A 25765-nucleotide genomic window follows, 5' to 3' on the forward strand; every position below is an offset into this window, starting at 1 on the left:
CTTATCCGTGCCGGTGCGGCCGGTGCAGAATCAGTGCAGGTCCGCGAGTAAGCTGGCTCCCTCGACGTACACCAACCCTTCGCGCTCGGCGTAGGCGCGGGCGGCGGCGGGCGGGAGCGCCGCCCCCGTCTCGTCGTCCAGCATCTCGCAGACCACCGCGGCCGGTGGCTGGTCGGCGGCGTGGGCGAGCGCGATACCCAGTTCCGTGTGGCCCTCCCGGTCGGCCAGTAGGTCCGGGGCGGCCCGCAGGAGATGGACGTGTCCCGGCGACCGGAAGTCGTCGGCGAACGCCTCGGCGTCGGGTGCCCTCGCCGCGTCTGCGAGTTCTCGAATGGTCAGCGCCCGGTCCTCGTCGGTGATGCCCGTGAACGTGTCGCGGTGGTTCACCGTGATGGAGAACGAGGAGCGCTCGTCGTACCCGAGTTCGTGGTCGGCGGCGGTCGGGTGGTCGAGCACCTCCTGCATGAACGGGAGGCCCAGCGCGTCGGACACCGAGTCCGAGAGCGCCACGCAGACGAGGCCGCCGGCGTCGTTGCGCATGCGGGCGACGGCCGACGGGTCGACCGACCCGGCGGGGTAGACGACGTCCGTCTCGCCCTCGCGGTCGGCGGCGTCGTGAATCAACACCGGTTCGCCGCGGGCGAAGGCGGCGACGGCGTCGGCGGCGCTGTCGGCGTCCACGGCGTGCTCACTCCGTGACATGGACAGTCACCTCGTCACCGTCGTCGAGTTCCAGCACGTCCCGAAGTTTCTCGGGGGCGATTACCTCCAGTTGCTCCTCGCCGTGGTGCGTTCGTTCGGGCGCGATGATGTGGGCCGGCGCGTACTCGCCGTCGCCGCTGACGACGGAGGCCGGGTAGCAGTACGCCGGGCCGTAGGTGCGCTCCTCGTCCTCCCAGCCCTCGATAGTGACCGGTTCGAGCGCGCCGAGTCGCGCCCGCTTGCGGACGCTCTCTTCCGTGAGTTCGAGGTTCAGCGTCCCCGCGAACGGCTCGTAGTCGAGTCGCTCGATGAACTGCTCCATGTACCCCGGCAGAGTGATGTAGTGGCGACCCTCTCCCATGCCGGAGGTGACGATGCCGTTCAGGTCGACGCTCGCGTCGGCCTCGAAGATGCGCCGGTAGTCGGCGTACTCCGACTGGAGGCGGTGTTCGCCGTCGGCGGTAATCCGGACCTCCTGTCCGTCGCTGACGATGTCCCGGTCCAGCAGGCCGGCGTCGTCGAGGCGTTGGAGGCGCCGCGACGCCGTCTGGTTGGAGGCGTCGAGTCGCCCCGCGAGGTCCGCACAGGAGACTTTCGTTCGCTCGTCAAGCGCGCCGTCGAGGGCGAGCAGTTTCAGCGTCGCCAACTCGTCGCGCCCGACGGCACGTCCCGATGATTCGGCCATACGCCGACGTACGGAGCCCCCTCGGATAAGCATACCGAATGTGGAATGCATTCCAGAAGTGGAACGGTAAGGAACGAGAACGCAGTTGTCGCGAGGGCCGACAGCGTATGCTTCGTGGGTCGGGGGTGTCAACCTACTCCCGCATATCTTCGCCCCTTTTTCAGGGGCGTCGCCCGGCGGTGGGCGAACGTCGCACACGTTCGACGATATTTCTACCCATATCTGACTTTCTTTCGCACAATACTCACCATTTTCTGAGTCCCCTTTCGTAACTTCACTCCATAGGAGAGTGTAGGATTCTCTAATCACTCATACTTTATTTATATATCCCTATTCCACTATCTGATTTCCCCCTTCTGACTCTATATTCTATTATATTTCCCCATACTCCAGCATCTGTCCGACTTTATCGCACACATAGCACCATTATCTCCGTCGCCACCGCCAGCTCGCCTTGTGGAGTTCCATCACGGCCGCCAACACGAGCGCGAGGCTGGCGAACAGCGCCCAGAAGTCCAACGGAACCGGGGCCGTCCCGAGGACCCGCTGGGCCACAGGGAGGTAGAGGACGGCGACGTGGACGCCGAACGCCGTCGCCGCCCCGACGAGCAAGATTGGACTGCGGAGCGGCGAGAGTCGGAACAACGAGCGGGTCTCGGACCGGCTGTTCCCGATGTGGACGCTCTCGAACAGCACCATCAGGAGGAGCAGGCCGTTGCGGGCGGCCGGTTCGCTCCACCCGAGTTCGAGGAGCCAGCGGAACGTCCCGAACCCGACCACCCCCATCGTGAGCGCGCCGACGACGGTTCGCTCGACCATGAGGCGGTCGAAGATGCGCTCGGTCGGCTTCCGCGGCCGACGGTCGAGGACGTTCCCCTCGGGCGGTTCGAACGCCAGCGCGACGTCCTGAATGCCATTGGTCACGAGGTTCAACCAGAGCAGTTGGACGGGGACGAGCGGAAGGGGGAGACCGGCCGCCAGACTCAGGAGGACCAGCACCACCTCCGCCGCGCCCGTCGAGACGAGCAGGTAGATGACCTTCCGGACGTTGTCGAACGCGACCCGGCCCTGTTCGATGCCGGCGACGATGGTGGCGAAGTCGTCGTCCGAGATGACGAGTTCGGCCGTGTCACGGGCGACGTCGGTGCCCGACAGCCCCATGGCGACACCGATGTTGGCGGCCCGGAGCGCCGGCGCGTCGTTGACCCCGTCGCCCGTGACGGCGACGAAGTGACCCGCTGCCTCCGCCGCCTGCACGATGCGGAGCTTCTGGTCGGGCGTCACCCGAGCGAACACCCTGACGCGACCGACCGCGTCGCGGAGCGCGTCGTCGGACATCTCGGCGAGTTCCGTCCCGGTCAACACCGCCTCGCGCCCGTCGGCCAGTCCGAGTTCCCGGGCGATTGCCAGCGCCGTCTCGGGGTGGTCGCCGGTCACCATCGAGACGGCGATACCCGCGCCCGTCGCCGCCTCGATGGCCGCCTCGACGCCGGGCCGGAGCGGGTCCGTCATCCCCAGAAATCCCCGGAACGTCAGGTTCTCCGGGGCCGGCGGGTCGTCGGGGTCCCCGAGGTCGACGCCCCGGCCGTCGGCGACGGCGAGGACGCGGTAGCCGTCTTCGGCCAGCGCCCGCGCCTCCGCGAGTCGGCGGCGCTCCGTCTCGCCGTCGACGGTACACATCGACAACACCTGTTCGGGCGCGCCCTTGACGAACACCGCCGTCCCATCGCCGTCGCGGTGGTACGTCGCCGCGTAGCGTCGCTCGGGTTCGAAAGGTATCGACGCGACCTGTGGGTACCGCTCGGTCGTGCCCTCGCGGTCCCAGCCCAGTTTCTCGGCGAACGAGAGGAACGCGATGTCGGTTGGGTCGCCCCGCCACGTCCACTCGTCGTCGCGGCGTGCGAGGTACCCCTCGTTGCAGAGCGTGACCGCCCGCGCGATGGCGTCGAGGCCGGCGGCGAGCGGTTCGGCCGGGGGTCCACCTTCGCGGAGAATCTCGCCGTCGGGCCGGTACCCCGTGCCGGTCACGTCGTAGGTGGTCCCGTCGGGCAACAGCACCCGCCGGACGGTCAGTTCGTTCTCGGTGAGCGTCCCCGTCTTGTCCGTCGCAATCATCGTGCAACTGCCCAGTCCCTCGACGGCGACGAGTTGGCGGACGATGACCCCGACGCGGGCCATCCGTCGCGTCGCGGCCCCGAGCGCCGCCGTCAGCGAGACCGGCAGTCCCTCGGGAATCGCCGAGACGGCCAGCGCGACGGCGAAGAGGAACATCTCGACGAGGCCGAACCCGCGGACGGCGACGCCGACGGCGACGGCGACCAGCGCCGCGACGAGGACGGCCGCGCCGATGACGCGGGTGAACCGTTCCATCCGGCGGAGGAGCGGCGGGTCACCGCCCTCGATGGTCGTCACGTCGCGGGCGAGGCGGCCGACGACGGTGTCGGGGCCAGTTTCGACGACGACCCCACGGCCCCGACCGCGCGTCGCCGTCGTCCCGGCGTAGGCGACGTTCCGCCGGTCGCCCAGCGGCACCGCCGCCTCGCCGGACCAGTCCGCGTCTTTCAGGACCGGCACCGACTCGCCGGTGAGCGTCGACTCGTCGACCTCCAGCGCCGTCGTCTCGGTGAGGCGGACGTCGGCCGGCACCCGGTTGCCAGATTCGAGGAACACCACGTCGCCGGGGACGAGGTCCTCGCCGTCGACGTCGACGACCTCGCCGTCCCGCCGCACCGTCGCCCGCGTCCGGACGAGGCGCTGGAGCGCCAGCGTCCCCTGTTCGGCGTGGTACTCCTGTGCCCCGGCGATGACCGCGTTGAGGAGCAACACCGCGCCGATGAAGGCGGCGTCGGTCAACTCCCCGACGGCCACGGAGATGACGGCCGCCACGACGAGGACGTAGATGAGCGGACTCCGGAACTGACGGACGAAGATGCGCCAGACCGGCGTCGGTTCGCGGCGCGGGAGGCGGTTCGGTCCGTACTCCGCGCGGCGAGCGGTGACGGCGCTCGTCGAGAGCCCCCGTTCGGAGGTCGACAGCGCGTCGAACACCGCCCCGACTGGGCGGACGTGCCACTCCTCGCCGGGGCCGTCCTCGTCCGTCGACGCTGAAGCGGTTCGATTCATCCGTGCACGCTGTGGCCCGGTGAAGGAGCCGTCCGCGGCAGTTAGGTATGGTCCGACTAGCGGTCGATAACCGTCGTTTTCCCGCTCGAGGGCCGGGCACAGCGTCCCGCCGTGGCGCGTCGGGCGTCGGTGACGGACGTGGAACTAAGCCGCTCGCCGCCGTGGCCGGACGCATGGGGACCACCACCTTCGGGTTCGTCTCCCCGGCGACGCTCCCGACGTTCACCGACCTGTACGAACTGACGATGTTGCAGGGGTATCTGGAGACGGGCCACGCGCCACGGGCTACGTTCGACCTGTTCGTCCGTGACCTCCCGGCGGACCGCGGGTACGTCGTCGCCGCGGGCCTCGAACAGGCCGTCCACTACGTCGAGACGCTGTCGTTCGACGACGCGGCGCTGTCGTACCTCGACGAACTCGGTCTCTCCGAGACGCTTCGCTCGTACCTCGCCGACTTCGAGTTCACCGGCGAGATGCGCGCCGTACCGGAGGGGACGGTCGTGTTCCCCGACGAACCTCTCCTGTCGGTGACCGCACCGCTCCCGCAGGCCCAACTGTTCGAGACCCTGCTCATCAACCAACTGGCGTTCCAGAGCCTCGTGGCGACGAAGGCCGCCCGGATGCGCGACGCCGTCGAACGGGCGGGCGGCGACCAGTCGCTCGTGGACTTCGGGTCTCGCCGCGCCCACGGCACGGACGCCGGACTGAAGGCGGCGCGGGCCGCCTACGTCGGCGGGTTCGACGGCACCTCGAACGTGGCCGCGGGGCGGGCCTTCGGCCTCCCGGTGTTCGGGACGATGGCCCACTCGTGGGTTCAGAGCTTCCCCACCGAACGGGCGGCGTTCGAGGCGTTCGTCGAGGTGTACGGCGAGGAGTCGGTCCTGCTTATCGACACCTACGACACCGTCGGCGGCGCGGAGACGGCGGTGGCCGTCGCGGCGGCCGCGGGCCACCCGATAGCCGGCGTCAGACTCGACTCCGGGGACTTGGTCGCGCTCTCCAAGCGCGTCACCGACGTCGTGGAGGAGGAAACCGACATCTTCGTCTCCTCGGGGATGGACGAGTACGCCATCGAGTCGTTCCTCGCCGAGGGCGGCGTCGCCGACGGGTTCGGCCCCGGAACCGCTCTGGTCACGAGCGCCGACGCACCGACGCTCGAAGCCGTCTACAAACTCGTCGCCGTCGAGCGAGACGGTGCTCTTCGGCCGAGCGTGAAACTCTCGACGGGAAAGGCGACCTACCCCGGCCAGAAGAGCGTCCGGCGCGTCCGGACCGACGGGCGGTTCGAGCGGGACGTGCTCGCACGCCGCTGCGAGGACGCCCCCGGCGAGGCGCAACTCGTCGACGTTTTCGTCGACGGGGACCGGGTGTACGACCTGCCCGAAATCGACGATATACGGGCGCGTACCCGGCGGCAAGTCGCTGCGCTCCCGGAGGGAGTTCGGGACCTGCGAGCGCCGGCGACCTACCCGGTCGAGGTCAGCGACGGCCTCCGGTCGGTGACGGACGAGGTACGGGCGGACCTCGCGGCGCGGTACGGCGACGGCGAGTGAGAGCCGGGCACACAGTTACGGTGTTGCCTGTCCTACACAGCACCGTGAGCAGCCATGGACATCAGTGACATCGTTTCGACGGCCTACGAGACGGTCGACGCGGAGACGCGCGTCTCCGAACTGGAGGGACGGATGCGGGAGACGGGCGCGAAGGCGCTGGTCGTCACCGAGGACGACGAGTATCGGGGACTCGTCACCCAGCGGCAGTTGACCAGTTCCCACCGGAGCCCCGACGCGAAGGCCGGCGGCCTCGTCTGGCACGTCGCGAAGGTGGCTCCGGACAAGGACGTGCGGTCGGTCGCTCGACTGTTGCTCGGGAGCGACGCGACGATGCTTCCGGTGTTCGACGGCGACGACCTCGTCGGGGTCGTCACCACGGACGACCTGCTGGACGCGGTCCAGCCGTTCCTCCACGTGCTCACCGTCGACGACGTCGCCACCGAGGACCTCGTCGCCGTCCGACGGGACACGACGCTCGGTGAGACCCTCCACACGCTCCGCGAGCGGCGAATCACGCACCTCCCGGTCGTGGAGGACGACAGCGCCGTCGGCATCGTGGGTCTCGCCGACCTCCTCGAGTTCACGGGTCGGGAGATGCAACGTGAACAGGGCGGGTCGCCAGCGCCCGGCCTCCAGACCGGCGGCGGTCGTTCCCACGGCGGGTTCGGCGAGCGAGCGGGCGACCTCGACCGACTGCTCGACCTGCCCGTAGAGGACGTGATGAACGAACCGATAGCGACGACCGACCCGGGGACCCGACTGGACCAAGCCGTCGACCGGATGCTCGACGCGGGCATCTCCTCGCTGGTGGTCACGACCGACGGCCGGCCGGTCGGCATCGTCACCAAGACGGACGTCCTCCGCGCGTTGACGTGGACCGACGAAACCCACCTCCCGGTCCAGATTACGAACGTCGACCTGCTGGACGACATCACGCGAGCGGAGGTCACCGAGATGATAGAGGGCGTGGCCCGGAAGTACGGCGACCTGAACGTTCTCGAGGCCAACGTCTTCCTCCACGAACACGACGAGACGCTCCGGGGCACGCCCCTCATCATGGCTCGCATCCGCCTGTTCACCGACAAGGGCCACTTCGTCGGAACCGGCGAGGGCTACGGCGCGAGCCACGCCCTCCACCTCGCCCGGAACGTCGTCGAGCGACAGGTGCTCGAGGGGAAGGAGTACGCACGGACGAAGAAACACCCGAGCGAGGAGCACTGGACGAAGGTGTTCGGCTGGTGGCTCACCGGGTCACCGCGACGACGGTAGCGCCGGTGTGGTTGCCGGGGGACGGGAAATCTAACGTACCTCCCGACCGTCCGTTCGCGTATGGGCACCGAGACAGATACGCACGTCACCATCCCCGTGGACGGCGTGACACTCGACGGCGAACTGGCGCTCCCGCCGGACGCTACCGGCCTCGTCGTCTTCGCGCACGGGAGCGGCAGCAGCAGACTGAGCCCGCGGAACACGTTCGTCGCCGAGACGTTGCGGTCGCGCGGCCTCGGGACGCTCCTGTTCGACCTGCTCACCGAGGCTGAGGACGAGATCTACGAGACCCGGTTCGACGTCGACCTGCTCACCAGTCGACTGCTCGCCGCGACCGACTGGCTTCGTGAGCGTCCCGACACGGCGTCGCTGGCGCTCGGGTACTTCGGGTCCAGCACCGGCGCGGCCGCGGCCCTCCGTGCGGCCGCGGACCGCGGCGACGACGTGACGGCGGTCGTCTCCCGCGGCGGGCGCGTCGACCTCGCCAGCGAGCGACTGCCCGAAGTGACGGCAGCGACGCTGTTCGTCGTCGGCGGCGCGGACACGCAGGTACTCCAACTCAACCGCGAGGCCTTCGAGGCGCTACCCTGCGAGAAGGACCTGCAAGTGGTCGAGGGAGCGGGCCACCTCTTCGAGGGCGAGGGCGAACTCGAAACCGTCGCCGACCTCGCCGGCACGTGGTTCGAGCGGCATCTGGGCTGACGCCGTGCCACGCCCGGCCACCGGTGGACTCGAAGCGCCCCCGTCGCTCTTGAGGGGGCGGTGCGTAGACGGACACACCTATGGCGGCGACCGACAGAGAACGGCTCCGACGCGCCCGCGAACAGTTAGACGAGTGGACCTACGAGGCGCGTGACGGCGCCTACGCCGATCTCTTCGAGGGGGAGTCGTCGGTCCTGAGCGACGAGGAACTCGCGCTCCTCGACCGAATCGACTCCGACCTGATTCGGCGGACCGGGAGCGGTCTCTGGGACAGCGACGAGTACGGCATCGTCGCGCCGGGGACCGTCGACGACGGCCCGACCGTCGTCTGCATCGCCCACCCGGAGATTCCCTACGAGGGGTACCGCGGCGCGGACAGCCTCGACGAAGCCACGCGCGAACAACTCAACGACGTCCTCTGGGACTACGCCGAACGAGTCGCCGCGCGCCTGCAAGAGTCGCTCGACGGGTTCGCGACCGGCGACAGAGAATGAGCGCCGACCGACTGGGCGTGACCTGTCGGCCGAGCGTAACGATGATGTACCGTCCGCTCGCACTGTCGGGTATGGCGAACGACGACGACGACGCGGAGAACCTCTCGACGGTCGGGTCCGGACGAGTCGACGCGCTGTTCGACGACATCGAGGAGACGGTCGAGCGACTCGACGAGTTCGCGGACGAACTCGAGAGCGTCCGGCGGCGAATCGAGGCCAACGAGGGCGAGACGTCCGGGGCCGTCCGCGACCGCGTCCTCGCCGACGCGGACCAACTCGACGACGAGGCGACGGCGGCGACGACCCGCCTGACCGAAGCGCTCGATGCCCTGAAGCGGAGCGTCTAGTCCGGCCGGGCGAAGAGTTACCACGGCGGCGGTCCCACCCTCGACCATGGCGGACCGACCCAGCCCGAAGTTCGTCGAACTGGAGGAGGAGTACTACCACGTCCGGTTCCGCGACCCCGACGAGTTCAGCGAGATTCGCACGCCCGAGTGGGCGACGGCGGCCGCCGAGGACGTCGCGCCGGGGAGCAAGGTCCGGACCGGCAAGCGAACGGGGAGCGACGACTGGGTCGTCCAGTCCGTCCTCGTGCCGAAGACCGCCGGGAAGTCGGGTGCCCGGTCGAAAGCCGAGACCATCATCGAGAAAATCGAATCGTAGGCGCGTTTTATCGTCGTGCGGACCGTCCGACCGAGTGCGATGACCGACGATACGAGACGGGCAACCACCCCGACGGTCGACGCACAGGTCACGGACGGCGGGCGGTCGGCCAACGAGTGGGTCGACCTCCATCTGACCGACCCCGCCCCCGATAGCTGGGAGGTCGACGTACAGGTCGAGCGAGGCGACGTCGAGGCGGTGCTCCTCCGGTTGCACGCCGACGGACTCCCCGGCGTGGTCAACAGCCTCCTCGCCGACGCGGACGACGAACTCGTCCACAGAGTCCTCGCGTACGTCGTCGACCGACAGGGCGTCGACCCGGCGACGTTAGCGCCCGACGAGTGACCTCACGGGGACCGGACGGCGGGGTGTGGTGACGCCGCGAGCGTCGCCGTTTCGCCGTCCTCGCGGGCGACGTGGACGTCGCTCCCGAACCGCGTCAGGACGTCGACGTTCGTGCGGACGTGGGCCGTGACGCGCGGCACTCTGACGCGGCCGCCCACGAGTGCGAGGTACACGAGTACCTGGTCGGCCATGTGTACGTCCACCGGGGCACCGCTGTCGTGGTCCGCGAGGAACCGGTCGACGGCACCGTCGGCGACGGCCTCTGACGTGCGGCCGCGCTCGCCCACCGCGTCGGCCCCCACGACCGACCCATCGTAGACGCCCCGAACCAGCAACGCAGACCCCAGTGACCGACTCTCCACGTACTCGACGTCCCGTTCCTCGACCGGGAGGCCCGCGGCGTCGAGTCGTTCGCAGGCCCGCGCCGCCTGTCGCTCGGCGACGTCTCGCTCCGCCAGGCCCGCAGCGGCCTTCGAGTACACGTCGACCCGGCGCAACTCGCCGCGCGCGTCGAGTTCGAGCGCCGACAGCGACGACTCGCCGGTCCGGAGGGTCGCTCGCCCGCCGCCGACCGGATAGAACCCGGTCCGGTGGACGGTCACGTCGGCCTGCAGGCCGACCCGGGCCAACAGCGGCAGTTTCACGCGTCGGTAGTACGCGAGGGTCGGCGCCCACTTCACGTCCGTCCCGCCGCTGGCGGTCAGTCGGAACGGGTCCGCCTCGACGGCTGCAATCGGCAGGAGCGTGTCGAACAACAGCGTGACGCTCCCGGCCGTCGCTACCGACGCCGTCAGCGAGCGCTCGCGGCCGTCACCGGGTCGGAACGTCACCGTCTCGGACCCGAGTTCCGCGCCCGTCACCTCGGCGTCACAGCAGTCCGCGGCGAGCGTCACCGCCGCGAGGTGTTGGGGCCCGAGTCCCGACACCGGTCTGGCCCCCCGGACGTCGTCTATTCGGACCGGCGTGTCGGTGAGGACGGCGAGACTCAGCGCGGTCCGGAGGAGTTGGCCGCCGCCCGACGCCCCGTCGATGGTGAGTACCACGGCCCCCACGTGGTGGCCCAGCGACGTATAGCTACCTCAGACCGACCGCGGACGGCCCGACCGGCGACCGCGACAGCACCGGTTACCGCACCGACAGAAGCGGCTTACCGTAACAGACGTACCTACGTTAGGCGTCGATAGGCGGTCGCTACTCGCCCCCTCGGGCGGGAACGGAGGCGCGAACCTCACTCGTACTCCAGTCGTTCGAGGGCGTACCGGTAGGTCCGTCGGTCCGTCTTGACGACGAGGTGGTACCCCTCGGCCGTTCGGTCGAGCCTATCGAAGTGGTGGCCGAGGTTCCCCGGGTTCAGCGATGCCGGCGGGGCTTCGAGTCCGAAGTAGAGGGTCGCCCGCTGGTGTCGGACGTCGTCGGCCTGTTCGGCCTCGACTGCGAGCAGTTCCCCGTCGTTCCGGACGTCGACGCCGCCGGTGAGCGTCCACGTGTGGTCGAGATAGCGAACCTGCTTGTCGCCGAGTTCCGCCAGTTCTGCGTCGGCCATGTGGGTCTGTTCGTTCGACGGTCACATCGTTGTTTCGGGGACGAGCGGGAGCGTATCGGCCCTGCCGCGTCAGCCGAACAGTTCGCCCAGTCCCTCGCCGGACGGGCCTTCGTCCTCGTCCTCGTCTTCTTCGTCCGCTTCCTCGTCCGCCCTCTCGGCTTCCGCCGCTTCGTCCGCTTCCGCCTCGCCTTCGGCATCGGTGTCGGCGGGTCGGGCGGGCGTCGGGGCCACCCCGGCCACGCCCGCCTCGGCGATAGCCGCCTCGATGTCGACGTCTTCGAGCGCCGCGACGAGTGCCTTCACGCGACTCGCCTCGACGTCGACGCCCGCCGCTTCGAGGACAGACGTGACCCGCTCTTCGGTTATCTCTCGGTCCGCCTGGTGCAGGATGAGTGCCGCGTAGACGTACTCCATCGTGGGTCACCTGACCGCGAGCGAAGTCGGCGGTGCGGGCGCGACTGCGCTCCCGGTACGTCCGACAGTTGATGCCCGAGTGAGATAGTACCACGGGGTCGGCGGAGAAGCGTATTTGCGTCCGCCCCGCGAACAGTGAGGCGATGTCCCAGTACGACACGATTCTCGTCCCCACCGACGGCAGTGACCACGCGGAAGAGGCCACGGAAGTCGCCTTCCGACTGGCGGGCGAACACGACGCCGACGTCCACGCCCTGTTCGTCGTCGACACGCACCTCTACGGCGAACCCGCGCTGGGGAGCGTCGCGATGTTCGTCGAGGAACTCGACGCGGCGGGGTCTGAACTCCTCTCGGAGTTGGTCGCCCGGGGGGCCGAACGCGGTATCGAGGTCGAACGCGCGGTCAGACACGGCGACCCCGCCGAGACCATCCTCGCGTACGCGGACGACGTGGACGCCGACCTCGTCGTCATGGGGTATCAGGGCCAGTCACACCGGAAGCGTCGGGGGAGCGTCGTCGAACGGGTCCTAGACGAGACCGACCGCCACGTCCTCGTGATTTGAGGGGGTCTCCGACCCGACGCGCTATCGGGTGACCGACCGCAGGGATGCCGACGCACGCCACCGGATGCCGGCGACGGACAGCTATCGAGAGAGTGAGCGCTAGTCGGTACACGATGGGAGCAAGTAGGCACAGAGCCCTGCCCAACCAGCGAGTGTGAAGCCTCGGTGTCGATGGTTCGCAAAATTCGGCGTCGGATTGCGGATGTTCTGTGTTTGCACTCCTGTATTCAATACTCGACTAGCGCGTCCCGCTCCCAGAAGTCGCTCGACTTCTCCAGTTTCGGCACCCACGTCTGTTCGTCCTCGGCGAGCATCGCCACCCGGGACTCCTCGACCTCCTTGAGGACGTCGTGGTCGGGTAGGTACGCCTGCATCGCTTCGGTGAACTCGCGGACGGCCTCGTGGCAGGGCATCGACTCGCGGTCGAGTCGCCCTCGGGAGTGGCCGACGTGCATGTACGCCTTCATCTCCACGAAGTCGGCGTCCGCGCGGTCGCACATCGCCGCGTACCACTCGGGGTGGTGCATGTTGTGGCCGTTCACGAGCGTCGTCCTGATGACGGTGCGCGTGTCGTCCTTCCCGGCGAGGACGTCCAGCGTCTCTATCAGCGAGTCCCACGCGTCGTCTTCGACGGCCTTCACCGTCGAGTCGAACGTCTTGCGGTCGGCGGCGTCGACGGAGACGTACAGTTGCGTCGGGTCGCACTCGGCGAGCATCTCGGGGTTGGTGCCGTTCGAGACGAGGAACGTCGTGATGTCGCGGTCGTGGAACTCCTCGATGAGTTCCGGGAGGTACGGGTACAGCGTCGGTTCGCCGTCGAGCGAGATGGCGACGTGGCGCGGTTCCATCGCCTGTTCGAAGACGTCCCGCGGGACGTTCTCGTTGCCGCCGAACCCCGAGAGGAGGCGCTTCTGGAGTTCGACCGAGGCGTCGGCGACGGCCGCCGGGTCGTCCCACTCGACGTCGCCCAGTTCGTAGGCGTGACCGGCGTGGTCGCGCCAGCAGAAGACGCACCGCTCGTTACACTTCACGACGGGCGTCATTTGTATACATCTGTGAGATTCTATTCCATAAAATATATATTTATAACATTTTCCCTCGCCCTGAATGGCGTTCTTCGTCCACCCGCAGGTCTGGGCGGCCGTGTGGTTCTCGCTGTGGTAGGCCGGGTCCGAAACCTGCTTGGGCCCGTCGCCTGACTCGCTGTCGCTCATTGGTAGCAATAGTTCCCACGGACAGGCAAAAGGCGTGTGGTCACACCGGCCGACCCGGTACTCACCCCGGGCGCTCGTTCACCCGTCGTACTCGGCGTCCGGGACGACGACGACTTTCCCGAACCCCTCGCGCTCCTCCAGCAGTTCGTGGCCGCGGGCTATCTCGCTCATCGGGAGCACCTCGCGGATTCGGGGTTCGAAGGTGCCGTCCCACACCAGCGGCAGGACCTGGTCTATCTCGCCGGGATTGCCCATCGTGGACCCCATGATGTCCAGTTGCTTCCAGAAGATGCGGGAGATGTTCGTCTCCGGCGTCGGGCCCGCCGTCGCCCCGCAGGTGACGATGCGCCCGCCCTTGACTGCCGCGTCCATGTTGGCCGTCCAGTTCTCGCCGCCGACGTGGTCGATGATGACGTCGACGCCCCGCCCGTCGGTCCGGTCGAGGACGGCGTCGACGAGGTCCTCCTCCTCGTAGTTGATGGCGTGGTCGGCGCCGATGTCGCGGGCGTAGTCCAACTTCTCCTCGCTGGAGGCCGTCGCGTACACCGTCGCGCCGGCGTGAGCGGCTATCTGGACCGCGGCGTGGCCGACGCCCCCGGAGGCCCCCTGCACGAGGACGTGGTCGCTCTGGGACACCTCCGCGCGGGTCTCGAGCATCCGCCACGCCGTCTGGAAGACGAGGGGCGTCGCGGCCGCCGTCTCCCAGTCGACGCCCTCCGGGAGGGCGACGAGATTGTCCTCGGCGACGGCCGTCAATTCGGACTGGACCCCGCGCGTGTGTTCGCCGATTATCTTGAACTCGTCACAGCGTGTCTCGTCGCCCCGGCGGCAGAACTCACACTCGCCGCAGAACACCGAGGGGTACACCGCGACGCGGTCGCCCGCCTCGAAGCGCGTGACCCCGTCTCCGACGTCGCGCACGACGCCCGCGGCGTCGCTCCCGGGGATGTGCGGGAACGACGGCGGCGTCGGGAGACCCCGACGCGTCCAGACGTCGAGGTGGTTCAGGCCGGCGGCCTTCACCTCGACGAGCACCTCGTCCCCCTCGATTCCGGGGTCCGGTTGCTCGCCGTACTGCAGGACGTCGGTACCGCCCGTCTCCTCGTAGTAGATGGCCTTCATGCGTCTGTCAATCACTACCGAGGCCCTTAGTTCATCCGCTGTACGGCTCGCCGGTATCGTTCGGTTACGAGCGAACGAGGGGCATAACTACGGTCCGTCGGTGGCAGACGCGAGGTATGCCACCTACCGACGCGTTCGAAATCGACACCCCGACGGGAACCGGCACGGACGAGACGCTCGTCGTCGGGCAGGCCCACCTCGGGATGGCGGGCGTGACTGCCGTCGACTACCTCGTCCGCCACCTCGACTCGACGGAACTCGGCCACCTCTCGTCCGGTGACCTCCCGGGCATCACCCCCTTCGAGGAGGGTGTGCCGCGCCACCACAGCCGGTTCTACTCGCTCGACGGCACCGGGTTGACCGTCCTCATCGAGGAACTGTTCATCCCGGTGACGAGCGCCCGGACGTACACCGAGGCCCTCGTCGAGTGGGTCGAAGAACAGGACATCAGCGAAATCGCCGTCCTCCACGGCGTCCCGTTCCCCCACGGACCGGACGAACACGCGGTGTTCCACGTCTCCACGCCGGCCTACCGCGAGGCCCGACTCGACGCAACGTCGATACAGCCACTGAAAGGCGGCTTTCTCGACGGCGTCGTCGGCGAACTGGTGACCCGGAGCCTCGACGACGAGGCCCCGGAAGTCGGCGTGTTCGTCACGCCGACGCATCCCCCGGGCCCGGACATCGACGCCGCGTTGGGTCTGCTCGACACGCTGACCACGGTGTACGGGTTCGACGTCGACGAGACGGAACTTCGGGAACTGGGCGAGCAGTTCAAGCAGTACTACGAGCAGTTGGCCGAGCGGATGGCGACGATGTCGGAGGGTGCCGACGGCCTCGGGAGTCACGACTATCCCGAAGACCGGATGTACATGTGACCGTTTACCTGTCGATGGGCCGTTTAGAGAGGAACAGATTGGATATTTCTCCCAGTATTTTGTATATCCGACCATGAATAGCTACATCTGTACTCACTGACTAAGTTTTTACCCACAGTTGCCCCAATAAGCAACCACAGATGCGATGTTCGGAGACAGAGCTGGCGAGCGCTCCCCACAGTCGTCTCGCCCAGCCACGATAGCCGCGACGACTCCGGGAGGCGGTCCGGCACCCGACGACCCGCCCGTCGACCGGTCGGCGGCGAAACACATTTGCCGGACCCCACCTTCGTCGGGAGCATGGCGGAACGAGCCACCCGTATGGAGGAGCCACTGGACGGTCAGACAGCCGTACTCACCGGTGCGAGTTCCGGTATCGGCGCTGCGACGGCGCGCGCCCTCGCCGAGGACGGCGCGGACCTCGCTATCGCCGCCCGGCGCGAGGAGAGACTGGAGGAACTGGCCGAGGAGATTCGCGAGACGACCGACTCTGACGTCGCCGTCGTCCCGACGGACGTCACCGATTCGGCGGCCGTCGCGGCGCTCGTCGAGGCCACCGTCGACCGCTTTGGCGGGGTGGACATAGCCGTCTGTAACGCGGGCCTCGCCGTCGACGAACCCGTCAGCGAACTCACCGACGAGGAGTACCGACTGATGACCGGCGTCAACGTCGACGGGATGTTCTACACGGCCCGCGAGTCCATCCCGCACCTCGTCGACTCGGAGGGGCACCTCGTCTTCCTCGGGAGCATGTCCGGGAACCACCCGCGACCGGCCAACCCAGTCTACGCCGCGACGAAGTGGTGGACGCGCGGGTTCGCCATCAGCCTGCAGGCCAGCGTCGGCGAGGAGGGGGTCGCCGTCTCGTGTATCAACCCGACGGAGGTGCGCACCGAGTTCGGGTCCGAGAGCGGGTCGCCCTCGAAAGAGGCGTTCGACCCCGGCGAGGTGACCGAACCCGTCGAGGTGGCCGACGCCATCGCCTACGCCGTCCGGCAGCAGTCGCCCAACTCGATAACGTCGCTGGACCTCTACCGACGAGACAAGCTCTCGCACTTCTGAGACCAGCGAGTTCGAGGGTCGGGCGCTTCAGTCCAGCGCCACCGGTTCGTCCTCGCTCGCGCTCTCGTAGAGGGCGTCGATGACCGTCATGACGGCGACGCTCTCGGTGCGGTCGACGCGCGGCGTGTCGCCGCGTTCGACGCAGTCCGCGAAGTGTTCGACCTCCAGGCGGTAGTGGTCGGTCGGGTCGAACCGTTCGGTCACCGGTTCGTCGCCGGCGCTGTAGGTCAGTTGGGTCCCGTTGTCGACGCCGATGTCGAAGGTCGGTTCGGCACGGAGCCACCCGTCCGTCGTCTCGACGCGGTAGTACTGCGTGAGCGGCGTCTCGAAGCCCGATTGGACGCGAGCCGTGGCTCCGTTCTCGTACGCCAGAATCCCGGCCATCTCTGTGTCGACGCCACAGTCTCGCTCGTCGTTCGTCACCCCGTACACCCGCTCCGGGTCCCCGAGGAACAGTCGCGCGGCGTTGATTGGGTAACAGCCGACGTCCATGACGCTCCCGCCGTCTAGGGCCGGGTCCAGTCGGATGTCCTCGGCGCCGTCGGGCATCCGGAAGGTGAACGTCGACGTGACGTTGCGCACCTCACCGAGTTCCGTGTCGACTATCTCGGCCGCTCGCTCCGTCAGCGGGTGGAAGCGGTACATGAACCCCTCCATCAGGGTCACACCGCGGTCCTCGCAGTAGTCGAACACCGCGGCCGTCTCCTCGGCGCTGGCCGTGAGCGGTTTCTCACAGAGGACGTGCAGGCCCGCGTCTGCGGCCCGCCGAATCCACTCGGCGTGGAGGCCGTTCGGGAGCGGGACGTACACCGCGTCGAGGCTCTCGTCCGCGAGCAACGCCTCGTAACTACCGTAGGCCGTCGGTGCGTCGAACCGGTCAGCGACCGCTCGCGCCCGAGACGCGTCCCGCGAGGCGATGGCCGCGAACTCGTGGTCGCTCGCGACGATGCCCGGGATGGTGGAGTCGATACCGATGTCCGCAGTGCTGATGACGCCGAAGCGCATATTCGGTACGCGAGCGACGGCCGGATAAATATAGCGGTCGGTTCACTCGTCCGGCGGGTCGAACGGACATTCAGCTCTGCGGAACGGGGCGCTAATCCCCGTACGTCTGTTATGCCACCCGACCGACCATCCGACGGGCGAGAGCGAGATTCGGACCCACCGGCCGAGTGGCACCCCGCTACGGCGGCCCGCGTGCGTTCGGCGATAGTGAACGCGAACGCGGGCGACGCCGGCCACCACCGTCGTCCATCGAGCGGTCCGTCCAGTCACGAGTACGTGAAGTTGAGTTCGATGACGTTCGCGACTTCCAGCACCTTCTGCGGGAGTTCCTCCCGGAACCGTTCGCCGCGGAACCGGTTCGTCGGCCCGGCGACGCTGATGGCACCGATGATGTCGTCGCTGTTGTCGAGTACCGGCGCGGCGACGCAGCGCAGGCCGTTGAGGCGCTCCTCGTCGTCGAACGCGACGCCTCGCTCCCGGACGGCGTCGAGCGTCTCGTCGAGTTCCTCGCGGGTGTTGATGGACTGTTCGGTGTTCTCGGTCAACCCGTGTCGGTCGACGATTTCGTCCACGCGCTCGGCCGGGAGGTACGCCAGCACCGCCTTTCCCAGCGCCGTCGTGTGGAGCGGGACCCGGGTTCCGACGTGGGCCTTCACCCGGACCGCTTGCTCGCCGTAGGAGCGGTAGAGGTAGGACCCGCGCCCGTGCTCTTCGACCAGCACGTTGGCGAGTTCGCCCGTCTCGTCGGCCAGTCGGTCGACCTCCGGTTTCGCTATCTGGAACAGTTTCCGCTCGTGACGCGAGTACGCCCCCAGTTCCAGAAACCGGAGGCCGACGCGGTACTCGGTTCCGTCCTTGACGATGTACTCCTCCTGTTCGAGCGTGCTGAGGTAGTTGTGGACCGTGCTCTTGGGCAGGTCGAGGTGTCGTGCCAGCTCCGTCACCCGCGCGCCGCCTAGCTCTTTCAACCCGTTGAGGATGTCGAACGTCGTTCCGACAGATTTCACTGGGTTTTGCGCCGTGCTAGCCATGGTCCTATCTCGGCGCAGACGCACAAAACAGTTGGTCGTTTTACCGAGCGGGAGCCGTCACGGAAAATACACTCACACCGTCACATCGAATCCCCGTGAACGCCCGCGTACGGCCTCAGAGTTCCACCACGTCGCCGCTCTCGGCGGCCTGATGGATGGCCCGGACGATGCGCAGGTCCTGCAGTCCGTGGCGGCCGTCGGCGACTATCTCGCCGTCCGTGAGGAGGCGGTCCGCGAAGAAGTCGAACTCCTCGCGCATCTCGCGCTGTGAGTCGAACGCCGTCTGTGAGACGGTGGCCGTCGTGTCGCCGCGTGCGAGGTGGAGCGTACACTGCCCGTGGAAGGCCGGTCGCATGTCGATTTGTCCCTCGGTGCCGGTAATCTTGAGTTGCGTGTCCTCGTGGGCGCGCTGGCTGTCGGTCGTGACCATCTTCACGCCGTCTTCGAGCGTGAGCAGTGCTCCCGACCGCTCGTCCGGCACGTCGTCGAACGCCTCGTGGTGGGAACTCATCTGTGACTGGACGGCGACCGGGTCCCGGTCGAGGACGAACCGCGTCGTGTTGAGCGAGTAGATGCCGAGGTCCATGACGGAGGTGCCGTAGCCCGTCAGGTCCGGGTCGAGTCGCCACTGGTCGTGGTCCGGAATCATCTCCAGCAAGGGCTGACTGTTGTTGCCGTAGACCGAGACGGGGTCGCCGATGAACCCGTCCGCCACGAGTTCCCTCGCCCGTCGAACCGCGGGGTCCGTCTGCATCCGGTAGGCTATCATCAGCGGCACGTCGGCGCTCTCGGCGGCCTCGACCATCCGTTCGGCCCGTTCGACGGTCGACTCCATGGGCTTCTCACAGAGGACCGCCTTACCGTGCTCGGCCGCGCTCTCGACGTATTCGAGGTGGTACGCGTTCGGCGTGCCGACGTAGACGGCGTCGTAGGCGTCAGTAGCGGCGCCGTCGTGGAACTCGTCGTAGCTGATGCCGTGTGCGACGTCGTTCTCCGCCGCCAACCGTTCCGCCTTCTCGGTCGAACTGCTCACGAACGTCGTCACCTCTCCGAGGTCGGAGTTCTGGATGGCGGGCAGAGCGACGTCCACCGTCCACCACCCGAGACCCAGCAAGGCGTATCGGACAGTCCCGTCCGTGGTCGTCTGCCAGTCGCGGTCGTCGTAGCCGTCGAGCCAGTCTTTCATCGCCCTTTGCTACCGGCGACGGGGAGTAAAACCTTCGGCAAGCTGTCAGCACCGAGACCGTTCCGTCACTCGTGCAGTTCCGAGACGTCGAACACCGGCTTGCAGGTCTCGCCGGCGACGAACGCCTCGAACGCCTCGTCGGCGTCCAGTAGGGAGAACCGCTCGTCGACGAACGTCTCGGCGTCCACGTCGCCGCTGTCGATGAGACGGAGCGAGCGGTCGAAGTCGTCGTACATCGACGCGTACGAACACTGGAGGTCTATCTCCGAGCGGACCAGCGGGGAGTAGGGCATCGTCGTCTCGCCCGTCTGGCCGACGAGGACAATCTGTCCGCCCTTACGAACCTCCTCGACGGCCGACGGGAGTCCGGAGGGGTGTCCGGTCGTGTCGAACACCACGTCGTAGCCCACGCCGTCGGTGACCGCCTCGCGGCGCGCCTCGGCGTCGTCCTCGGCGACGTTGAGCGTCTCGAAGCCGAGTTCCTCGGCCAACGGGAGGCGGTACTCGGCGTCTCGTCCGACCCCGGAGACCACGACGGTCCCGCCCTGTGCGTCGGCAATCTGGGCCGTCAGGAGTCCGATTGGGCCGGGGCCTTCTACCAGTACGCGGTCACCGGCCGTGACGCGCGAGTTCTCGATGACCGCGCGGGCGGCGATGCTCGTCGGTTCGACCATCGCGGCGTGTCGCTGTTCGACGGAGTCGGGCACCGGGTGGAGGGCGTCCTCGGGGACGGCGACGAACTGCTCGTAGGCCCCGTCGTGGTCGACGCCCGTGATGACCGCGTTCTGACAGACGTTCGACTCCCCGATTTCGCACTGGTAGCAGTCGCCACAGCCCCGAATCGGGCGCTCGACGACCCGGTCACCCACGTCGAACTTCGTGACGCCCTCGCCCACTTCGACCACGCGTCCCGAGTACTCGTGGCCGATGACCGTCGGAAGGTCCATCCGCTCGAACGCCGACTCGAACTCGTAGATGCCGGCGTCGCTCCCGCAGAGACCGGCGTAGTCCACCTCGACGAGCGCCTCGTCGGGGGCGGGGTCCGGTCTGGGTCGGTCGACGAACTCCATGGCGCCGTGACTGCGGCTAACCTTAGCTAGTCCTCGCATACGTCTCAGCTATCGGTCGAGGACAATAATTCTATGGTTGTCGCCCCCGACGTCCACAAGCGTCAAATAGGCACGCCGAGACACGCTCACTATGGTTTCGTACGAGCACACGCCGGTATCGGTCGCCGACAAGCGAGCAGTGGTCGTCGGCGGCACGAGTGGCATCGGACAGGCAATCGCCCTCGGGTTCGCCGCGGAGGGAGCGGACGTCGTCGCGACCAGTCGTCGCGAGAGCGCCGTCGAGGAGACGGCGGCGGCCATCGAGGAGTACGGCGTGGACACCGCCCGCGTCACCTGCGACGTGACGGAGATGGACACGCTCGAACGCGTCCGCGAGACGGCCGTCGAGGAGTTGGGCGGCGTCGACGTGGTGGTCGCCTCGCAGGGCGCCATCTCGCGGGAGACGGTCCGCGACATCAGCGACGAGGACTGGGACTTCGTCACCGACGTGGCCCTAGACGGCGTGCGCCGGGTCACACAGGCGATGGTCCCGGCGATGGACGACGGCGGTGCCGTCGTCAACATCTCCTCGCTTGCCGCCCGACTCGCCATGGCGGACCTGCCCGCCTACGCGGCCGCGAAGGGCGGCGTGGAGGCGTTCACTCGCGCTTCGGCGAAAGAACTCGCGCCCGAGATTCGCGTCAACGCCATCGCCCCCGGGTTCGTCATCACGCCGCAGAACGCCGAGACGTACGCGGAAGGGACCGAGAAGCGGGCGAAGATAGACGAGCGAGCGTCGCTGGGTCGGGTCGCCGACCGCGAGGAGATGGTCGGCGCCGCCGTCTATCTGGCGAGCGACGCCGCGTCCTACGTCACGGGCGAGGTGCTGACCGTCGACGGCGGGTTCGCCGACAGCGCGCTCTGAGAGCGAGAACGGGGCCTCGTTAGAGGCGAAGCGCCTGCGCGTCGATGTCCAGTTGCCGGGTGTGGAGCGTCTCTCCGCTGGCCGTATCGAAGACGTGGACGGTCTCCTCCGGGACGTGGACGGTGACGGACTCGTTCTCGGCCACCTCCCGCATCCCCTCGGTGATGGCGACGAGATCCTCCGTCCCCGTCGTCTCGCCGGGGAACTCCAAGTGGACGACGTTCTCGTTGCCCATCGGTTCGACGACGGTGGCGGTCATCTCGAACTCGTGTGCCGGGTCACCGGTGCCGCCCTCGCCGTCGAGAATCACCACGTCCTCTGGCCGGACGCCGAGGATGAGGTCGTCGGCGTCCCCGAGGTCGTCCCGGACCGCCTCGGAGAACGGGTACTCGATGCGGTCGGTGACGAACGACGCCCCCTCGCGTCGGCCGGAGAGGAAGTTCATCGACGGTTCGCCGATGAACTCGGCCACGAACAGGTTGGTCGGTTCGTGGTACAGTTCCAGCGGTCGGCCGACCTGCTGGAGGCGGCCGTCGTTCATCACGGCGATGCGGTCGGACATCGTCATCGCTTCCGTCTGGTCGTGGGTGACGTACACCGTCGTCACGTCGAGTTGAGACTGCAGTTGCTGGAGTTCGGTCCGCATCTCCGCCCGCAGTTTCGCGTCCAGATTCGAGAGCGGTTCGTCCATCAGGAACACCTCGGGGTCACGGACGATGGCCCGACCCAGCGCGACCCGTTGCTGTTGGCCGCCCGAGAGTTCCCCGGGCTTGCGGTCCAACAGGTCCTCGATGCCCATCATCGTCGCCGCCTCGGTGATGCGCTCGTCGATGGCGCTCTCCGAGAGGTCGGTGGACTCCTCCAGCCCGAACGACATGTTGCCGCGGGCGGTCAGGTGCGGGTACAGCGCGTAGGACTGGAACACCATCGCGATGTCCCGGTCCTGCGTGCGCACGTCGTTCAACACCGTCTCGCCGAGTTTGATTTCGCCGTCGGTGATGGTCTCCAGTCCCGCAATCATCCGGAGCGTCGTGGACTTCCCGCACCCCGAGGGACCGACCAGCACGAGGAACTCGCCGTCGCGGATGTCTATCGAGACGTCGTCGACGGCGACGATTTCGTCCTCGCCGTCCTCGAACACCTTCGTGACGCCGTCGAGTGTCAAGCGGGCCATTAGACGTTCGTCACCTCCGCGTCCGGCCCGACGCGTCTGTTGTGCAGTGCCTCGCCGCTCTCCGCGTCGAAGACGTGGACGTCGCTGGGGTCGATGCTGGCGACGACTTCCGACCCCTGTTCGAAGATGTCCGTGCCGCCGGTGAGCGCGTGCAGGAGGTCGTCTTCGGTCGTGTCGCCGGGGTGGTTCAGGTGGACGACGTTCTCGTCCCCGTGCGGTTCGACGACGGAGACGTGCATCAGGAACTCGTGGTCGCCCAGCGACGCCTGTTCGGAGGCAGGTACCTTCTCGACGTCGATGTCCTCCGGTCGGACACCGATGACCACCTCGTCCGCGTCGCCGATGGCCTCTCTGATGGCACCGTCGAAGGGGTACTCGACGTACGTCCCGACGAACGTGCCGCCCTCGTTTCGCCCCTCCACGAAGTTCATCATGGGTTCGCCGATGAACCCCGCGACGAAGCGGTTCTCGGGGGCGTGGTACAGGTCCAGCGGTCGGCCGACCTGCTGGAGGCGGCCGTCGTTCATCACGGCGATGCGGTCGGACATCGTCATCGCCTCCGTCTGGTTGTGCGTGACGTACACCGTCGTCACGTCGAAGCGGTGCTGGAGTTGCTGGAGTTCGGTCCGCATCTCCGCCCGCAGTTTCGCGTCCAGATTCGAGAGCGGTTCGTCCATCAGGAACACCTCGGGGTCACGGACGATGGCCCGACCCAGCGCGACACGCTGTTGCTGGCCGCCCGACAGTTCGTCGGGCTTGCGCCCGAGCAGTTCGGTGATGCCGAGCGTCTCGGCTATCTCCTCGACGCGTTCCTCGCGGCCCTCTTTCGTGTACCCCTCCTCTTCTTCCAGTCCGAACCGGATGTTCTCGCGGACGGTCATGTGCGGGTACAGCGCGTAGTCCTGGAACACCATCGCGATGTCGCGGTTCTGGGGCACGCGGTAGTTCATGTGGTCGCCGGCGATGTAGATGTCCCCCGAGGTGGGCGTCTCCAACCCCGCGAGACAGCGCAGCGTCGTGGACTTCCCGCACCCCGAGGGACCGACCAACACGAGGAACTCGCTGTCGGCGATGTCCAGCGAGAGACTGTCTACTGCCGTCGTGTCCCCGAACCGCTTCGTCAGGTTCTCGATGACGATTTCGCCCATCGTCATCCACCTCCCGTCCGCAGGCCCTTGGCAAACTGTTCCGCGAAGGCGACGTAGATGATGAGCGTCGGAATCGCCGCGAGGAACGCGGCGGACATCCGGATGCCGAAGTCGATGCCGGACGTCGACGCGCCGACGGCCGGCAGGATGAGCGTCACCACGGCCTCGGGCGTGTCTGAGCCAGTTATCAGCGTGAACGCGAAGAGGAACTCGTTGTAAATCTGGGTGAACTGGTAGATGAACACGACGCCGAACATCGGCTTCGAGATGGGGAGGACGACGCGTCGGTAAATCTTCGAGATGGACGCCCCGTCTATCTTTGCGGCCTCGACGAGCGAACTCGGGAGGCTCTGGTAGTACGAGCGGAACAGAATCGTGCAGATGGGTATCCCGTAGGCGATGTGGGTGATGATGAGCGGCACGAGGTTCGAGTGGAAGTCCTGTACGACGGGCAGCGCCTCGAACGTCGGCGCGAGCATCGACGCGAGCGGGAAGATATTGTTCCAGAAGCGCGCTAGCGGCACCAGTACCGCCTGATACGGCAGGAAGATGCCGATGAGGAACAGTATCAGGAACGCCATCTGGCCGCGCCAGCGGACCATCGTGAGGCCGTAGGCGGCCATGCTGCCGAACAGCACGCTCCCGATGGTCGCGGGAATCGCCATGAACAGCGAGTTGAAGAACGCCCCGGAGAGGCGTTCGAACGCGAACTGCAGGTTCCCGAGGGTGAACCCGTCACCGGTCGGCGGCGCCAGCGGAATCGTGCGGGCGACGGCCTCGTTGGTCTTCAGCGCCGTCATGATGCCGGTCTCCAGCGGAGCGAGGAAGAAGGCGATGAAGAGGATTATCAGCACGTACTGGCCGGTGCGAGCGAGGTTGAACTCCTCGACGAGCGATGCGACGTCGACGTTCGAGTCGGGTCTTGACTGTGACATGTTAGAGGCTCCCCTGTCTGTACTGGTAGTAGAGGTACGGCGCGATGACGCCCAACGCGAGGACCATCAGGTACGTCGCGATGGTCGCCGCGTAGGCCCACTTGCCGAACTTGAACGCCTGCCGAACCATCAGGGTCGCCAGAATGTCGGTGCCGTTCGGCGGCCGGTAGCGCCCGGTGAGCGCGTACAGGAAGGTGAACGCCTTCAGCGCGAACACCATGAGGACGACGGCCGCGCTGACCGACGACTCCTTCAGTTGCGGGATGATGATTCGCAGGTACGTCTTGACGGTGCTCGCGCCGTCGACGCGGGCGGCCTCGAACTGGTCGTCGGGTAGCGACCGCAGGCCGGCGAGGTAGACGACCATCGTGTAGCCGCTGAACTGCCAGATGAGCGCGAAGATGATGGACCCCAGCGCAATCGAGGGGTTCCCAATCCAGTCGACGGGTTCGAACCCGAACGTCGTCACGATGATGTTCAGCAGGCCGTTGTTGTTGTTGAACATCCAGAGCCACATCTGGGCCGTGACGACGAACGAGAGGCTCATCGGCAGGAGGTAGATGGTCTGTACCTTGTCGTCGTACCGAATCCCTTGGTCGATGAGCACCGCGAGGAACAGGCCGAGCAGGAGACACACCGTCGTGAAGGTGACGAGGAGGACGAGGTTGTTCTGCGTGGCCTGGAGGAACGCGGCGTTCCCCAGTACCTGCGTGTACATCTCCAGGTCCAAGTTCGCGTAGTTCGGTGGCGTCAGCCCCCGTGCGTCGGTCAGCGAGATGGCGACGTTGAACCCCATCCCGCCGTAGACGGCCACGCCCATGATGAGGAACGGAATCCCCCAGTAGGGCGAGGAGCGAACGAAGTCGCTGTTGAGGAAGTGCCGTACCTTGGTCTCCCAGTCGACTTCCTCGGCCGACGATTGTGTGGCCTCTGCCGTTTCGTGCGTATCCATAACTGAACTGGTTTCGTTCTGTGATTAT

General features: G+C 67.4%; 27 protein-coding genes. 11 read left to right on the forward strand and 16 right to left on the reverse strand.

Features of this window, described 5'->3' with window-relative positions; translation table 11 throughout:
• Nucleotides 1-30: 30 nt before the first annotated feature.
• From ribB to Hhyl6_RS11545, 3 genes are all read right to left on the reverse strand, one after another.
• Nucleotides 31-702, reverse strand: a complete 672-nt coding sequence (gene ribB, locus Hhyl6_RS11535; protein WP_483739338.1) for a 3,4-dihydroxy-2-butanone-4-phosphate synthase — start codon at nucleotides 700-702, stop codon at nucleotides 31-33.
• On the reverse strand, nucleotides 689-1387 hold the full coding sequence (locus Hhyl6_RS11540) for a DUF120 domain-containing protein (protein WP_483739339.1): 699 nt from the start codon (nucleotides 1385-1387) through the stop codon (nucleotides 689-691). The genes ribB and Hhyl6_RS11540 overlap by 14 nt, the downstream gene beginning before the upstream one ends.
• A 426-nt stretch (nucleotides 1388-1813) precedes the next feature.
• Nucleotides 1814-4510 (reverse strand): cation-translocating P-type ATPase, encoded by a 2697-nt coding sequence (locus Hhyl6_RS11545; protein ID WP_483739340.1) that lies wholly within the window; start codon nucleotides 4508-4510, stop codon nucleotides 1814-1816.
• A 173-nt stretch (nucleotides 4511-4683) separates the two neighbouring features.
• Here Hhyl6_RS11545 and Hhyl6_RS11550 point away from each other — a divergent pair, with 173 nt between their 5' ends.
• From Hhyl6_RS11550 to Hhyl6_RS11580, 7 genes are all read left to right on the forward strand, one after another.
• Nucleotides 4684-6063 (forward strand): nicotinate phosphoribosyltransferase, encoded by a 1380-nt coding sequence (locus Hhyl6_RS11550; protein ID WP_483739341.1) that lies wholly within the window; start codon nucleotides 4684-4686, stop codon nucleotides 6061-6063.
• 54 nt (nucleotides 6064-6117) lie between these two features.
• Nucleotides 6118-7332 (forward strand): CBS domain-containing protein, encoded by a 1215-nt coding sequence (locus tag Hhyl6_RS11555; RefSeq protein ID WP_483739342.1) that lies wholly within the window; start codon nucleotides 6118-6120, stop codon nucleotides 7330-7332.
• Between the two features lie 60 nt (nucleotides 7333-7392).
• Entirely contained in the window at nucleotides 7393-8034 is a 642-nt protein-coding gene (locus Hhyl6_RS11560) for a dienelactone hydrolase family protein (RefSeq protein ID WP_483739343.1), read from the forward strand.
• A gap of 80 nt (nucleotides 8035-8114) precedes the next feature.
• Nucleotides 8115-8528, forward strand: coding sequence for a DUF7539 family protein (locus tag Hhyl6_RS11565; RefSeq protein ID WP_483739344.1), 414 nt, complete (start codon nucleotides 8115-8117; stop codon nucleotides 8526-8528).
• 71 nt (nucleotides 8529-8599) lie between these two features.
• Nucleotides 8600-8875 (forward strand): hypothetical protein, encoded by a 276-nt coding sequence (locus tag Hhyl6_RS11570; protein ID WP_483739345.1) that lies wholly within the window; start codon nucleotides 8600-8602, stop codon nucleotides 8873-8875.
• A 46-nt stretch (nucleotides 8876-8921) separates the two neighbouring features.
• Nucleotides 8922-9191 carry a hypothetical protein gene (locus Hhyl6_RS11575; protein ID WP_483739346.1) on the forward strand — a complete coding sequence of 90 codons (270 nt, stop codon included), beginning with the start codon at nucleotides 8922-8924 and terminating at the stop codon, nucleotides 9189-9191.
• A gap of 39 nt (nucleotides 9192-9230) precedes the next feature.
• Complete coding sequence (locus Hhyl6_RS11580; protein ID WP_483739347.1) at nucleotides 9231-9536, forward strand: hypothetical protein; 306 nt, start codon at nucleotides 9231-9233, stop codon at nucleotides 9534-9536.
• 2 nt (nucleotides 9537-9538) lie between these two features.
• Here Hhyl6_RS11580 and rtcA read toward each other — a convergent pair whose 3' ends face one another.
• The 3 genes from rtcA to rpl12p all read right to left on the reverse strand — a co-directional run bounded on the left by rtcA (nucleotide 9539) and on the right by rpl12p (nucleotide 11493).
• Entirely contained in the window at nucleotides 9539-10579 is a 1041-nt protein-coding gene (gene rtcA, locus Hhyl6_RS11585; RefSeq protein WP_483739348.1) for an RNA 3'-terminal phosphate cyclase, read from the reverse strand.
• 185 nt (nucleotides 10580-10764) lie between these two features.
• Nucleotides 10765-11079, reverse strand: a complete 315-nt coding sequence (locus Hhyl6_RS11590) for a hypothetical protein (RefSeq protein WP_483739349.1) — start codon at nucleotides 11077-11079, stop codon at nucleotides 10765-10767.
• Between the two features lie 69 nt (nucleotides 11080-11148).
• Nucleotides 11149-11493, reverse strand: coding sequence for a 50S ribosomal protein P1 (rpl12p, locus tag Hhyl6_RS11595; protein ID WP_483739350.1), 345 nt, complete (start codon nucleotides 11491-11493; stop codon nucleotides 11149-11151).
• A 143-nt stretch (nucleotides 11494-11636) separates the two neighbouring features.
• On the opposite strand from rpl12p, the gene Hhyl6_RS11600 reads away from it, so the two are divergent.
• Entirely contained in the window at nucleotides 11637-12056 is a 420-nt protein-coding gene (locus Hhyl6_RS11600) for a universal stress protein (RefSeq protein WP_483739351.1), read from the forward strand.
• A gap of 227 nt (nucleotides 12057-12283) precedes the next feature.
• Here Hhyl6_RS11600 and twy1 read toward each other — a convergent pair whose 3' ends face one another.
• Together twy1 and Hhyl6_RS11610 are read right to left on the reverse strand one after the other, a co-directional pair.
• Nucleotides 12284-13270 (reverse strand): 4-demethylwyosine synthase TYW1, encoded by a 987-nt coding sequence (twy1, locus tag Hhyl6_RS11605; protein ID WP_483739352.1) that lies wholly within the window; start codon nucleotides 13268-13270, stop codon nucleotides 12284-12286.
• Nucleotides 13271-13348: 78 nt separating this feature from the next.
• A complete protein-coding gene (locus tag Hhyl6_RS11610) occupies nucleotides 13349-14392 on the reverse strand; it encodes a zinc-binding dehydrogenase (RefSeq protein ID WP_483739703.1) in 1044 nt (347 codons plus the stop codon).
• Nucleotides 14393-14508: 116 nt separating this feature from the next.
• Here Hhyl6_RS11610 and Hhyl6_RS11615 point away from each other — a divergent pair, with 116 nt between their 5' ends.
• Nucleotides 14509-15270, forward strand: coding sequence for a proteasome assembly chaperone family protein (locus Hhyl6_RS11615; RefSeq protein ID WP_483739353.1), 762 nt, complete (start codon nucleotides 14509-14511; stop codon nucleotides 15268-15270).
• 321 nt (nucleotides 15271-15591) lie between these two features.
• The gene (locus Hhyl6_RS11620; RefSeq protein WP_483739704.1) at nucleotides 15592-16332 is read left to right on the forward strand and encodes an SDR family oxidoreductase; all 741 of its coding nucleotides are present in this window, start codon (nucleotides 15592-15594) and stop codon (nucleotides 16330-16332) included.
• Between the two features lie 27 nt (nucleotides 16333-16359).
• Here Hhyl6_RS11620 and Hhyl6_RS11625 read toward each other — a convergent pair whose 3' ends face one another.
• From Hhyl6_RS11625 to Hhyl6_RS11640, 4 genes are all read right to left on the reverse strand, one after another.
• On the reverse strand, nucleotides 16360-17337 hold the full coding sequence (locus tag Hhyl6_RS11625) for a Gfo/Idh/MocA family protein (RefSeq protein WP_483739354.1): 978 nt from the start codon (nucleotides 17335-17337) through the stop codon (nucleotides 16360-16362).
• Nucleotides 17338-17603: 266 nt separating this feature from the next.
• Entirely contained in the window at nucleotides 17604-18368 is a 765-nt protein-coding gene (locus Hhyl6_RS11630) for an IclR family transcriptional regulator (RefSeq protein WP_483739355.1), read from the reverse strand.
• Between the two features lie 115 nt (nucleotides 18369-18483).
• Complete coding sequence (gene gfo6, locus Hhyl6_RS11635; protein WP_483739356.1) at nucleotides 18484-19554, reverse strand: D-xylose 1-dehydrogenase Gfo6; 1071 nt, start codon at nucleotides 19552-19554, stop codon at nucleotides 18484-18486.
• A 65-nt stretch (nucleotides 19555-19619) separates the two neighbouring features.
• Nucleotides 19620-20663 (reverse strand): zinc-dependent alcohol dehydrogenase, encoded by a 1044-nt coding sequence (locus Hhyl6_RS11640; RefSeq protein WP_483739357.1) that lies wholly within the window; start codon nucleotides 20661-20663, stop codon nucleotides 19620-19622.
• 91 nt (nucleotides 20664-20754) lie between these two features.
• Between Hhyl6_RS11640 and Hhyl6_RS11645 the strand changes: the two genes are divergently transcribed.
• Nucleotides 20755-21528 (forward strand): SDR family NAD(P)-dependent oxidoreductase, encoded by a 774-nt coding sequence (locus Hhyl6_RS11645; protein WP_483739358.1) that lies wholly within the window; start codon nucleotides 20755-20757, stop codon nucleotides 21526-21528.
• 19 nt (nucleotides 21529-21547) lie between these two features.
• On the opposite strand, the gene Hhyl6_RS11650 is transcribed toward Hhyl6_RS11645, so the two are convergent.
• Genes Hhyl6_RS11650 through Hhyl6_RS11665 form a run of 4 tightly spaced genes read right to left on the reverse strand, consistent with a single transcriptional unit; the run spans nucleotide 21548 to nucleotide 25737 of the window.
• A complete protein-coding gene (locus tag Hhyl6_RS11650) occupies nucleotides 21548-22702 on the reverse strand; it encodes an ABC transporter ATP-binding protein (RefSeq protein ID WP_483739359.1) in 1155 nt (384 codons plus the stop codon).
• The gene (locus Hhyl6_RS11655; RefSeq protein ID WP_483739360.1) at nucleotides 22702-23850 is read right to left on the reverse strand and encodes an ABC transporter ATP-binding protein; all 1149 of its coding nucleotides are present in this window, start codon (nucleotides 23848-23850) and stop codon (nucleotides 22702-22704) included. Before Hhyl6_RS11655 ends, Hhyl6_RS11650 begins: the two co-directional genes overlap by 1 nt.
• Before the next feature lie 2 nt (nucleotides 23851-23852).
• On the reverse strand, nucleotides 23853-24785 hold the full coding sequence (locus Hhyl6_RS11660) for a carbohydrate ABC transporter permease (protein WP_483739361.1): 933 nt from the start codon (nucleotides 24783-24785) through the stop codon (nucleotides 23853-23855).
• A gap of 1 nt (nucleotide 24786) precedes the next feature.
• Nucleotides 24787-25737, reverse strand: a complete 951-nt coding sequence (locus Hhyl6_RS11665; RefSeq protein WP_483739362.1) for a carbohydrate ABC transporter permease — start codon at nucleotides 25735-25737, stop codon at nucleotides 24787-24789.
• Nucleotides 25738-25765: the final 28 nt, after the last annotated feature.

The organism is Haloarcula sp. H-hyl6 (assembly GCF_056934455.1).

Excerpts from the sequence above, each read along its gene's own strand:
- ribB (WP_483739338.1), bottom strand. The coding sequence starts at position 702 with ATGTCACGGAGTGAGCACGCCGTGGACGCCGACAGCGCCGCCGACGCC.
- Hhyl6_RS11540 (WP_483739339.1), bottom strand. The coding sequence starts at position 1,387 with ATGGCCGAATCATCGGGACGTGCCGTCGGGCGCGACGAGTTGGCGACG.
- Hhyl6_RS11545 (WP_483739340.1), bottom strand. The coding sequence starts at position 4,510 with ATGAATCGAACCGCTTCAGCGTCGACGGACGAGGACGGCCCCGGCGAG.
- Hhyl6_RS11550 (WP_483739341.1), top strand. The coding sequence starts at position 4,684 with ATGGGGACCACCACCTTCGGGTTCGTCTCCCCGGCGACGCTCCCGACG.
- Hhyl6_RS11555 (WP_483739342.1), top strand. The coding sequence starts at position 6,118 with ATGGACATCAGTGACATCGTTTCGACGGCCTACGAGACGGTCGACGCG.
- Hhyl6_RS11560 (WP_483739343.1), top strand. The coding sequence starts at position 7,393 with ATGGGCACCGAGACAGATACGCACGTCACCATCCCCGTGGACGGCGTG.
- Hhyl6_RS11565 (WP_483739344.1), top strand. The coding sequence starts at position 8,115 with ATGGCGGCGACCGACAGAGAACGGCTCCGACGCGCCCGCGAACAGTTA.
- Hhyl6_RS11570 (WP_483739345.1), top strand. The coding sequence starts at position 8,600 with ATGGCGAACGACGACGACGACGCGGAGAACCTCTCGACGGTCGGGTCC.
- Hhyl6_RS11575 (WP_483739346.1), top strand. The coding sequence starts at position 8,922 with ATGGCGGACCGACCCAGCCCGAAGTTCGTCGAACTGGAGGAGGAGTAC.
- Hhyl6_RS11580 (WP_483739347.1), top strand. The coding sequence starts at position 9,231 with ATGACCGACGATACGAGACGGGCAACCACCCCGACGGTCGACGCACAG.
- Hhyl6_RS11590 (WP_483739349.1), bottom strand. The coding sequence starts at position 11,079 with ATGGCCGACGCAGAACTGGCGGAACTCGGCGACAAGCAGGTTCGCTAT.
- rpl12p (WP_483739350.1), bottom strand. The coding sequence starts at position 11,493 with ATGGAGTACGTCTACGCGGCACTCATCCTGCACCAGGCGGACCGAGAG.
- Hhyl6_RS11600 (WP_483739351.1), top strand. The coding sequence starts at position 11,637 with ATGTCCCAGTACGACACGATTCTCGTCCCCACCGACGGCAGTGACCAC.
- twy1 (WP_483739352.1), bottom strand. The coding sequence starts at position 13,270 with ATGAGCGACAGCGAGTCAGGCGACGGGCCCAAGCAGGTTTCGGACCCG.
- Hhyl6_RS11610 (WP_483739703.1), bottom strand. The coding sequence starts at position 14,392 with ATGAAGGCCATCTACTACGAGGAGACGGGCGGTACCGACGTCCTGCAG.
- Hhyl6_RS11615 (WP_483739353.1), top strand. The coding sequence starts at position 14,509 with ATGCCACCTACCGACGCGTTCGAAATCGACACCCCGACGGGAACCGGC.
- Hhyl6_RS11620 (WP_483739704.1), top strand. The coding sequence starts at position 15,592 with ATGGAGGAGCCACTGGACGGTCAGACAGCCGTACTCACCGGTGCGAGT.
- Hhyl6_RS11625 (WP_483739354.1), bottom strand. The coding sequence starts at position 17,337 with ATGCGCTTCGGCGTCATCAGCACTGCGGACATCGGTATCGACTCCACC.
- Hhyl6_RS11630 (WP_483739355.1), bottom strand. The coding sequence starts at position 18,368 with ATGGCTAGCACGGCGCAAAACCCAGTGAAATCTGTCGGAACGACGTTC.
- gfo6 (WP_483739356.1), bottom strand. The coding sequence starts at position 19,554 with ATGAAAGACTGGCTCGACGGCTACGACGACCGCGACTGGCAGACGACC.
- Hhyl6_RS11640 (WP_483739357.1), bottom strand. The coding sequence starts at position 20,663 with ATGCGAGGACTAGCTAAGGTTAGCCGCAGTCACGGCGCCATGGAGTTC.
- Hhyl6_RS11645 (WP_483739358.1), top strand. The coding sequence starts at position 20,755 with ATGGTTTCGTACGAGCACACGCCGGTATCGGTCGCCGACAAGCGAGCA.
- Hhyl6_RS11650 (WP_483739359.1), bottom strand. The coding sequence starts at position 22,702 with ATGGCCCGCTTGACACTCGACGGCGTCACGAAGGTGTTCGAGGACGGC.
- Hhyl6_RS11655 (WP_483739360.1), bottom strand. The coding sequence starts at position 23,850 with ATGGGCGAAATCGTCATCGAGAACCTGACGAAGCGGTTCGGGGACACG.
- Hhyl6_RS11660 (WP_483739361.1), bottom strand. The coding sequence starts at position 24,785 with ATGTCACAGTCAAGACCCGACTCGAACGTCGACGTCGCATCGCTCGTC.
- Hhyl6_RS11665 (WP_483739362.1), bottom strand. The coding sequence starts at position 25,737 with ATGGATACGCACGAAACGGCAGAGGCCACACAATCGTCGGCCGAGGAA.